The sequence below is a fragment of the Paraburkholderia sp. Cpub6 genome (assembly GCF_014201065.1).
GTDB classification, from domain to species: Bacteria; Pseudomonadota; Gammaproteobacteria; order Burkholderiales; family Burkholderiaceae; genus Paraburkholderia; species Paraburkholderia tuberum.
The window spans coordinates 225,792-234,907 of sequence record NZ_JACHDM010000010.1; the positions used below are offsets into that span (position 1 = coordinate 225,792).

Below are 9,116 nucleotides of genomic sequence, written 5' to 3' on the forward strand. Positions count from 1 at the left end.
AAGCGACGTCATGCCGATCATCGAATCGAAACTGAACCCACGCTCGGACGACTTTCGCGCGAACGCGGCGGCGCTCGAAGCGCTCGTCGCCGATCTGCGCGCGAAGATCGAGCAACTCGCGCAGGGCGGCGGCCAGGCCGCGCGCGACAAGCACACGAGTCGCGGCAAGCTGCTGCCGCGCGAGCGTATCGCGCAACTGCTCGATCCGGGCACGCCGTTTCTCGAACTGTCGCAACTCGCTGCGTACGGCATGTATAACGACGACGCGCCGGGCGCCGGCGTGATCACCGGCATCGGCCGGATCGCGGGACAGGAGTGCGTGATCGTCTGCAACGACGCGACCGTGAAGGGCGGCACCTACTATCCGGTCACCGTGAAGAAGCACGTGCGCGCGCAGGAAATCGCCAGCGAAAACCGCTTGCCGTGCGTGTACCTCGTCGACTCGGGTGGCGCGAATCTGCCGAATCAGGACGACGTATTTCCCGATCGCGATCACTTCGGCCGCATCTTCTACAACCAGGCGAATCTGTCGGCCGCGGGTATTCCGCAGATCGCGGTCGTGATGGGCTCGTGCACCGCGGGCGGCGCGTATGTGCCGGCGATGAGCGACGAGTCGATCATCGTCAAGAACCAGGGGACGATTTTTCTCGGCGGCCCACCGCTCGTCAAGGCCGCGACCGGCGAAGTGGTCAGCGCCGAAGATCTCGGCGGCGGCGACGTGCATACGCGTCTGTCGGGCGTCGTCGATCATCTTGCGCAGAACGATGCGCATGCGCTCGGGATCGCGCGCAGCATCGTCGGCCATCTGAACCGCGTGAAGCCGGCGCCGCTCGTATTGCAGGAGCCGAAGCCGCCGCGCTACGACACCCAGAGCATCTACGGCGTGATTCCGGTCGACACGCGCAAGCCGTTCGATATCCGCGAGGTGATCGCGCGTATCGTCGACGATTCCGCATTCGACGAATTCAAGGCGCGCTACGGCACCACGCTCGTCACCGGCTTCGCGCATATCTGGGGGCATCCGGTCGGCATCGTGGCGAACAACGGCATTCTGTTTTCCGAGTCGGCGCTGAAGGGCACCCACTTCATCGAGCTGTGCTGCCAGCGCAAGATCCCGATCGTGTTCCTGCAGAACATCACCGGCTTCATGGTCGGCCGCAAGTACGAAAACGAAGGCATTGCGAGGAACGGCGCGAAGATGGTCACCGCAGTGGCGACCGCTAAGGTGCCGAAGTTCACGGTGATCATCGGCGGCTCGTTCGGCGCGGGCAACTACGGCATGTGCGGCCGCGCGTATTCGCCGCGCTTCCTGTGGATGTGGCCGAACGCGCGCATCTCGGTGATGGGCGGCGAGCAGGCCGCGTCGGTGCTCGCCACCGTCAAGCGCGACGGCATCGAAGCGAAGGGCGGCAACTGGAGCGCGGAGGAAGAAGAGGCGTTCAAGCAGCCAATCCGCGAGCAATACGAGCATCAGGGCCATCCGTACTACGCGAGCGCGCGGTTGTGGGACGACGGCGTGATCGACCCCGCGCAAACTCGCGACGTGCTTGGGCTGGGTTTGTCGGCGGCGATGAACGCGCCGATCGAAGACACGCGTTTCGGCGTGTTCAGAATGTGATGGCCCGCGTCACCGCGATGCGACCGCGTAAGGCAAAGGAGTGTTACGCATGCAATACGAAACGCTGAAGGTCGAGTTTTCCGGCCAGATCGCGACGGTCGCGCTCAATCGTCCGGACGTGCGCAACGCGTTCAACGAAACGATGATCGCCGAGCTGACCGCCGCATTCACCGCGCTCGACACGCGCGACGACGTGCGCGCGGTCGTGCTCGCCGCGAACGGCAAGGCGTTCTGCGCGGGCGCCGACCTGAACTGGATGAAGAAAATGGCCGGCTACTCGGACGACGAGAACCGCGCCGATGCGATGCGGCTCGCCGGCATGCTGTCGGCGGTATATCGCTGCAACAAGCCGGTGATCGCGCGCGTGAGCGGCGACGCATACGCGGGCGGCATGGGCCTGATTGCCGCGTGCGATATCGTGGTCGCGGTCGACAGCGCACACTTCTGCCTGTCCGAAGCGCGGCTCGGGCTGATTCCCGCGACGATCGCGCCGTACGTGATTCGCGCGCTCGGCGAGCAGGCGTCGCGGCGCTACTTCCTCACCGCCGAGGCGTTCGACTGCGCGACCGCGTTGCGGCTGGGTCTGGTCAGCGAAGTGGTCACCAGTGCGGAACAGCTCGATGCAACGGTCGCGCAACTCGCGCAGACGCTGTGCGCGAACGGCCCGCAAGCGGTGCGCGCCTGCAAGCGGCTCGTGCAGGACATCGCGGGCCGCGAGTTGAGCGACGCGCTGATCGAGGACACCGCCGTGCGGATTGCGAAGACGCGGGCCGGCGCAGAGGGCCGCGAAGGCGTGGCGTCGTTCCTCGAAAAGCGCACGCCGGGCTGGCGCAACTGACATGCTCCGCTAACAACCATCGCCCCGTACCGCCCATTTCATCGAGACACTCATGTTCAACAAGATCCTGATCGCCAACCGGGGTGAAATTGCGTGCCGCGTCGCGGCGACCTGCAAGCGGCTCGGCATCGCGAGCGTGGCCGTCTATTCGGACGCCGACGCCAACGCGAAACACGTCGCCGCCTGCGACGAAGCGGTGCATATCGGCGGTTCGACGGCGGCGCAAAGCTATCTGCGCATCGAGCGGATCATCGAAGCCGCGCGCGCGACCGGCGCGCAGGCCGTGCATCCGGGCTACGGCTTTCTTTCGGAAAACGAAGACTTCGCGCATGCGTGCCAGGCGGCCGGCATCGTCTTTATCGGACCGCCGGTCGAAGCGATTGCCGCGATGGGCTCGAAGGCCGCCGCGAAAGCGCTGATGCACGCGGCCGCGGTGCCGCTCGTGCCCGGCTATCACGGTGACGACCAGGAGCCGCAGCTGTTGCAGCGCGAGGCGGACACGATCGGCTATCCGGTGCTGCTGAAGGCGAGCGCGGGCGGCGGCGGCAAGGGCATGCGCGTGGTCGAGCGCAGCGCGGACTTCGCGGCCGCGCTGCTGTCGTGCAAGCGCGAGGCGGCGAGCAGCTTCGGCAACGATCGCGTGCTGATCGAGAAGTATCTGACCCGGCCGCGTCACGTCGAGGTCCAGGTGTTCGCCGATCAGCACGGCGGCGCCGTTTATCTGTTCGACCGTGACTGTTCGGTGCAGCGGCGTCATCAGAAAGTGCTCGAGGAAGCGCCCGCGCCGGGGCTCTCGGCCGAGGTCAAGCGCGCGATGGGCGAAGCGGCCGTGGCCGCCGCGCGCGCGGTCAACTACGTTGGCGCGGGTACGGTCGAGTTCATCATGACGCCGACCGGCGAGTTCTATTTCATGGAGATGAACACGCGGCTGCAGGTCGAGCATCCCGTCACCGAGATGGTGACGGGGCAGGACCTCATCGAATGGCAGTTGCGCGTTGCCGCGGGCGAGAGTTTGCCGCTCACCCAGCAGCAGTTGAAGCTCGACGGCCACGCGATCGAGGCGCGCATCTACGCAGAGCATCCGGCGCGCGGCTTCCTGCCGTCCACCGGCACGCTCAAGCATCTGCGCACGCCCGAAGGCGTCGAGTTCGCGATCGACGCGGCCGGGCTCGGCGAGCCGGGCCGCAAGGCGCCGGTGCGTATCGACAGCGGCGTGCGCGAGGGTGACACGATCACGCCGTTCTACGATCCGATGATCGCCAAGCTGATCGTGCACGGCGCGACGCGCGAGGAGGCATTGGCGCGCCTCGCGCGTGCGCTGCATGCCTGCGAGGTGGTCGGGCCGCACACGAACGTCCAGTTTCTGCGGCGCATCGTCGCGAGCGAGCCGTTCGCGAGCGGCGAGCTCGACACCGGTTTGATCGAGCGTCATCACGACGTGCTGTTCGCGCCGGCACAGAAGCCGTTCAAGGAAGCGCTCGCGCTCGCGTGCGCCGCATTGTTGACGCGCGAGGGCGGCACCGCGCACGGCGCGTCGCCGTGGGACGCGCTGTCGCACTGGCGGCTCAATAGCGGCTACACACAAACGCTCGGCTGGCGCGTGATCGACGACGGCGCCAACGACGACAGCCCCGACGCGTTCACGGTCGTTTTCGCGCGCAACGGGGACACGCAAGCGCTCGTGCAAACACTCGAACACGACGGCGTGCGCGAGGACTTCACATGGTCGGTCGGCGCGGGCGCCCATGAATTCCGCGCGACGATCGGCGATGCGCGCGTGACGGGGCGTGTATTCGTCGACGGCGACAGGTTCCACGTGTTCTGCCATGGCGAGACGCTCGCATTCGAATGGCAGAACCTGCTCGCGCATGCCGCGGATGCCGAGCACGGCGAAGGCCGTCTGACCGCGCCGATGCCGGGCAAAGTGATCGCGGTGCTGGTCGAACCAGGCGCGGTGGTCGAGAAGGGCGCGCCGCTGATCGTGATGGAAGCGATGAAGATGGAGCATACGATCGGCGCCCCGGCGGCGGGCACGGTCGCCGAGGTGCTGTATGCGGTTGGTGATCAGGTCACCGACGGCGCGCAACTGCTGGTGCTGGAGGTGCAGCAGGCGGGTGAATAAGCGCGTCGAGTGGCAGATGAGCGAGTAGGTGAATCAAGCGAGCCGCGCGTAGCCCGCGGCGCGCGCTTCGCTTTCCAGCTCGCCGATGCGCGCGTAGTCGGTCAGCGGCAACGTCGAAAAGCCCCTTAAACGCAGGCGTTTTGCGCGCTCGGGGCGGACGCTCAGCGCCTCGTTCAACGCGTCGCGCAACGCGGCGATCGTGGCCGGCGGCACATTGGCCGCGGCGATCAGCGGCAAGCCCGGCGAGGCGGCGGTCATGCCGATCGCGCGCACGCGCCCCGCGAGTTCCGGCAGCACGTCGCAAACGAAGGCGAAGGTCACGCAGTCGATCGCGGCGACGTCCGCGCGATTGTCCGCGACCGCGCGCAGCGAGCCGACATGCGAGCCCGTGCGCAGCACCGCGCCGAAGAACATGCCGGCGCGCGCGAGCGGCGCGACCGCATGACGAAATGCGTTCATGCCGCTATTCGAATCGTCCTGGTTGTAGGCGGCGCGTGCGCCGCGGCACGAGGCGAGTGAGTCGAAGCGCGCGTCGGCGCGCGTGACCAGTACGCTCGAGTAATGCGCGCCGTCGCAGCCGGGCGCATCGAAACAGGGTGTCGCGACCAATTGCACCTGCGCGTGCAGCCCCTGCATCAGCGGATAACCGCAGGTCTGGGAAATCAGCAGATTCGGGCGCCGCCAGAAGCCGTGCAGTTCCTCGTCCGGTTCGACGATGCGGCACGCGGGCTTGACCCGGCGCAGCACGTCGTCGAGCCACTCGCGCCATTCGAGGTCGAGCGCGGGTGTCACGTTGTACATCGGCAGGGCGGCGATCCAGCTCATGAAGGCGTTTCTCGCGCCTAATGTCTGACCAATTTGAATTCGTCGAGACCGAGCCGCACCGGCTCGCTCGGCGTGAATTGCCATCGCTGCGCGGCTACGGAGAGGATCTCGTCCTGCGCATCCTCGAACGCGACCAACAGGTCCTGCTTGCGACGGCTCACGGCGCCACAGAACTCGACCAGCGCGTCGGCGCTGACTTCAAAAATCTGCGCACGATCGTCGCAGCACACGCGGAACGCGACCGTCGCGCATTCCGTCACACAGGGCCGGAACCCTTCATCGACATAGACCGACATGGCGAACTCCTTCGGACGCCTGAATCGACAGGATGACAAACCGCGCCTGCCAGGTATGTGGGAGAACCGGCATTGACGGCCAAATGCCCGGCGCCGCGGCAGGCGCGACGGTCCGGAAACTGGCGGAAAGTAAGCCAGAAACTGGCGGCGGACTCGTTGAAGTCCGAGCCAGGGCCGCGGCGTGAACCGTGGCCGGAGGGAGACGGCGGCGGTTCGAGTCGCCATCGGTCTCGCCTCCTGGAGGGCCGCCCCGGGTCAGAATCGCGGCGGCACTGCTCAGAAAACGCTTAAATCGGGCGCTTCAATCCAATGTCGAAATCGACGCGACAGCCGCTCGCGCCGGTCTCGGACTGTGTTTGGATTTTCTCACCAACCTCGCGGTGCAGATCGGCGTAGGTATCCACTTTACGATTAGCGCGCGTTTTGTGCAGGCGATGCGTCCGGCGGGGCTGGCCGGGTTGCGTGAGCGCCCGGGATATTGAGCCGACGGATCAGCGGGCCCAATGTCGTCGCCTGAATCAGCAGGCTGAATACGACGACGAGATACGTGACGCCGATGAACATTTCGCGTCCGTGAAACTCCGGCAGCGACAGCGCGAGCGCAATCGAGATGCCGCCGCGCAGTCCGCCCCACGTCAGCACGACAGCCGAATGCGGACTGAGCCGCCGAAAGTTCTGCAGCGCGAGCAGCGGAATCGAGACGCTGACGCCGCGCGCGAACAGCACGACCGGAATCGCCGCGAGCCCGAGCCAAACGATCTCGACGCGCAGCGACAGCGCAATGATTTCGAGTCCGATCAGCCCGAACAGCACGAGATTGAGCAACTCGTCGAGCAGGTCCCAGAAGTTGAACAGATGCTCGCGCGTCTTCTCCGACATCGACGTCGACGCGCCGTGATTGCCGATCACGAGCCCCATGATCACGACCGCGAGAGGCGCTGACACGTGCAGCGCTTCGGCGAGACTATAGCCGCCGGTCGCGAGTGCGAGTGTGATCAGGATTTCGACCGGATAGCTGTCGATACCTCGCAGCAGCAGCGACGCGCCGAAGCCGAGCGCCGCGCCGAGCACGAGCGCTCCGGCGACTTCGCGCAGCAGATCGAATGCGATCGCGCCCGCGGAAAACTCGTTCGCGCCGGTCGCGAGTCCGACTAGCGTGACGAATGCGACGACGGCCGTGCCGTCGTTGAACAGCGATTCGCCGGTAATCTTGGTTTCGAGGCTTTCGGGCGCCGCCGCGCGCTTGAGCACGCTGAGTACCGCGATCGGATCGGTCGGCGAGATCAGCGCGCCGAACACGAGACACCACGGCAGGCTCACCGGCTGGCCGAGCCATTGCGCCGCGTAGTAAAAGCCGAAGCCGACCACCGCGATCGAAATCAATACGCCGATCGTCGCGAGCATCAGCACCGCGCGCCGCTGCGTGCGCATCTTCGACAGATCGACGTGCAGCGCGCCGGCGAACAGCAGCAGACTTAGCAGGCCGTGAAACACGATGTCGGCAAAATCGATCTGCACGACGATCTTGCGCGCGGCGATCGCCATCGCCGGATAGTAGAACCCGAGCGCAGAAATGCCGACGCAGACGACGAGCCCCACCGCGGTGATGCCGAGCGTGTCGGGCAACCTGATGAATCGATAATTGAGGACGCCAAACAGCGCGACGATGGCGAACAGCGCACCGGCAATCTGGAAGACGCTCATCGTGCACGCTCTCCCGCTTCGCGGCGGCGCGAACGCGTGATCAGGGTGGCACCGAGGTAACTCGCGCGACAAGGCATAAAACAGGCAGGCAGAGAATGCCGACACAATTGCGATATTGGACCAGCGAGATGTTTCACCAGCAATTCCTTATTCAGGCTCATTCAATCCGATAAGCGATCTGCGGTCTGTAATGACACGATCTTTGCCGCTGGCGATCGAGCGATGTGCCGGGACGGACGCTTTATTCAAACGCAGCGGACGATGCGGCCAGACGCAGCGTGCTTTTTATCGGACCACGAGCGGATGACGGCGAACCGGGCGGAGCCAGGCTCGCCAGACGGGCGCCACGATGGGCAATGGCAGTGTTCGGACTACTGAAGCGCCGGACGAGTTCCGGTCTTTATTTTGGGATATAGCTTTTTATTTCGAGATGGTTCGCGGGGCTTGATTCGTCGAGGCTATTCAATCGAATCTGAATAAACGGTATGAATCTGTAATCCGAATTTGCCGGTCCGATGACTTCGCATTGCATGGAGCCTTGTGATTCATTGTTCAAAAATCTGTAAAGCATATATCTAATCTCACAGTAAAACTGTTTTGCTCGTCATTGAGCATCGTTGACGCCGGAATTGGCAGGTCGAGAGCAGGGAAAGCCCTAACCGGGATTCGCCCAGGATATGTCAATTGTTGACAAACGCGAGTCGAGAATGATGCAGCATCGATACATGGCGAAATGCTGTTATGTAGCAATGGGTGAAGACGGAGAAGAGCATGGAGCAAACCTATCGTTATCGGGGATTCGACATCGTGGTCAACGCGTTGCGCGCGACCGATATGTCCACCCGTGTCGGCAGTGCCACGGCGCGGCGCGCGTACGTGGCGAGCGTCACGTTGAAGACGCGGCTGATCGGCGGCGAGTGGTCGACCGCTTTCCGGGTAGCTTCGGTGCCCGGTCGTTCGTCGACCGATCTGCGGGAAGTGCTGGCGGCTGGATTCGCGGCCGCCACTCGGGTCGTCGACGACGTGGTAAGCGTGATGGGCGACGGGTTCGCGCGCAAGGCGGCCTGAGTTCCGCACGGGGCGCTCGGCGCCGTGGTGCCACGCGGCAGGCGTGATCGCGCACAGGGGTGCCCAAGCGGTCCCGGCATTTCAAAGCGCTCGCGATCGTTGACCGTCGACTACGGTTGTCGGTCGTGGCGAGCGTCGAAATCACCACGCGTATCCCTGCGGTGCGTGTGGGTCCCAGGCAGGGCGTGCTCGTCTCCTCAGCGTCCTGTTGTTTTAATCCCGCCCCCCTGTGCGGGATTTTTTTTGTCAGTCGACATTGCGGGCGCTCGGTAATGCGCTGCCACATCCGCACGGCAAAGAAAAACAACAATTTTAACTTTTGTTTGCATTGCGCTTCTTGCTTAATCGTTATAGTCGAACGGGAATCGCGAAAATGTGATTCGAGGTTCACTTTTTATATTTTATGCACAAGCGACACAATGAGAAGTGCATGTTTAGCTCGCGATTTATGTCGGCTGTGTGAAATTCGGGTAAAAAAGCAAGCGGAACAAATAATGCTTATTCGAAAATCCTTTCTGTTTGCCGTTATTGTCTCCGTCGTGGGGACGACCTTAGTCTCTAGTTCCAAGTGCAACACCTTGAATGAGGTAGGGTGTTGCGATGAAGAAGAACTACAAGCATTTGAGTGCGGAAGAACGCGCGGCG

General features: G+C 64.1%; 7 protein-coding genes. 4 read left to right on the forward strand and 3 right to left on the reverse strand.

The features are described 5' to 3' along the window. The first annotated feature begins 10 nt into the window (after positions 1 to 10). Genes HDG33_RS19285 through HDG33_RS19295 form a run of 3 tightly spaced genes read left to right on the forward strand, consistent with a single transcriptional unit; the run spans position 11 to position 4,578 of the window. Positions 11 to 1,618, forward strand: coding sequence for a carboxyl transferase domain-containing protein (locus tag HDG33_RS19285; protein ID WP_184032147.1), 1,608 nt, complete (start codon positions 11 to 13; stop codon positions 1,616 to 1,618). A 49-nt stretch (positions 1,619 to 1,667) separates the two neighbouring features. Then, positions 1,668 to 2,456, forward strand: a complete 789-nt coding sequence (locus HDG33_RS19290) for an enoyl-CoA hydratase/isomerase family protein (RefSeq protein ID WP_184032148.1) — start codon at positions 1,668 to 1,670, stop codon at positions 2,454 to 2,456. Positions 2,457 to 2,508: 52 nt separating this feature from the next. Further along, entirely contained in the window at positions 2,509 to 4,578 is a 2,070-nt protein-coding gene (locus tag HDG33_RS19295) for an acetyl/propionyl/methylcrotonyl-CoA carboxylase subunit alpha (protein WP_184032149.1), read from the forward strand. 33 nt (positions 4,579 to 4,611) lie between these two features. On the opposite strand, the gene HDG33_RS19300 is transcribed toward HDG33_RS19295, so the two are convergent. The 3 genes from HDG33_RS19300 to HDG33_RS19310 form a co-directional block, all read right to left on the reverse strand. Next, the gene (locus HDG33_RS19300; RefSeq protein ID WP_184032150.1) at positions 4,612 to 5,403 is read right to left on the reverse strand and encodes a phosphate/phosphite/phosphonate ABC transporter substrate-binding protein; all 792 of its coding nucleotides are present in this window, start codon (positions 5,401 to 5,403) and stop codon (positions 4,612 to 4,614) included. A 17-nt stretch (positions 5,404 to 5,420) separates the two neighbouring features. Then, on the reverse strand, positions 5,421 to 5,699 hold the full coding sequence (locus tag HDG33_RS19305) for a DUF1488 family protein (protein ID WP_018423012.1): 279 nt from the start codon (positions 5,697 to 5,699) through the stop codon (positions 5,421 to 5,423). 411 nt (positions 5,700 to 6,110) lie between these two features. Further along, complete coding sequence (locus HDG33_RS19310) at positions 6,111 to 7,403, reverse strand: sodium:proton antiporter (protein WP_184032151.1); 1,293 nt, start codon at positions 7,401 to 7,403, stop codon at positions 6,111 to 6,113. A 771-nt stretch (positions 7,404 to 8,174) separates the two neighbouring features. Between HDG33_RS19310 and HDG33_RS19315 the strand changes: the two genes are divergently transcribed. Next, positions 8,175 to 8,471 (forward strand): hypothetical protein, encoded by a 297-nt coding sequence (locus HDG33_RS19315; RefSeq protein WP_184032152.1) that lies wholly within the window; start codon positions 8,175 to 8,177, stop codon positions 8,469 to 8,471. The last annotated feature ends 645 nt before the right edge of the window (positions 8,472 to 9,116 follow it).

Excerpts from the sequence above, each read along its gene's own strand:
- HDG33_RS19295 (WP_184032149.1), top strand. The coding sequence starts at position 2,509 with ATGTTCAACAAGATCCTGATCGCCAACCGGGGTGAAATTGCGTGCCGC.
- HDG33_RS19290 (WP_184032148.1), top strand. The coding sequence starts at position 1,668 with ATGCAATACGAAACGCTGAAGGTCGAGTTTTCCGGCCAGATCGCGACG.
- HDG33_RS19300 (WP_184032150.1), bottom strand. The coding sequence starts at position 5,403 with ATGAGCTGGATCGCCGCCCTGCCGATGTACAACGTGACACCCGCGCTC.
- HDG33_RS19315 (WP_184032152.1), top strand. The coding sequence starts at position 8,175 with ATGGAGCAAACCTATCGTTATCGGGGATTCGACATCGTGGTCAACGCG.
- HDG33_RS19285 (WP_184032147.1), top strand. The coding sequence starts at position 11 with ATGCCGATCATCGAATCGAAACTGAACCCACGCTCGGACGACTTTCGC.
- HDG33_RS19310 (WP_184032151.1), bottom strand. The coding sequence starts at position 7,403 with ATGAGCGTCTTCCAGATTGCCGGTGCGCTGTTCGCCATCGTCGCGCTG.
- HDG33_RS19305 (WP_018423012.1), bottom strand. The coding sequence starts at position 5,699 with ATGTCGGTCTATGTCGATGAAGGGTTCCGGCCCTGTGTGACGGAATGC.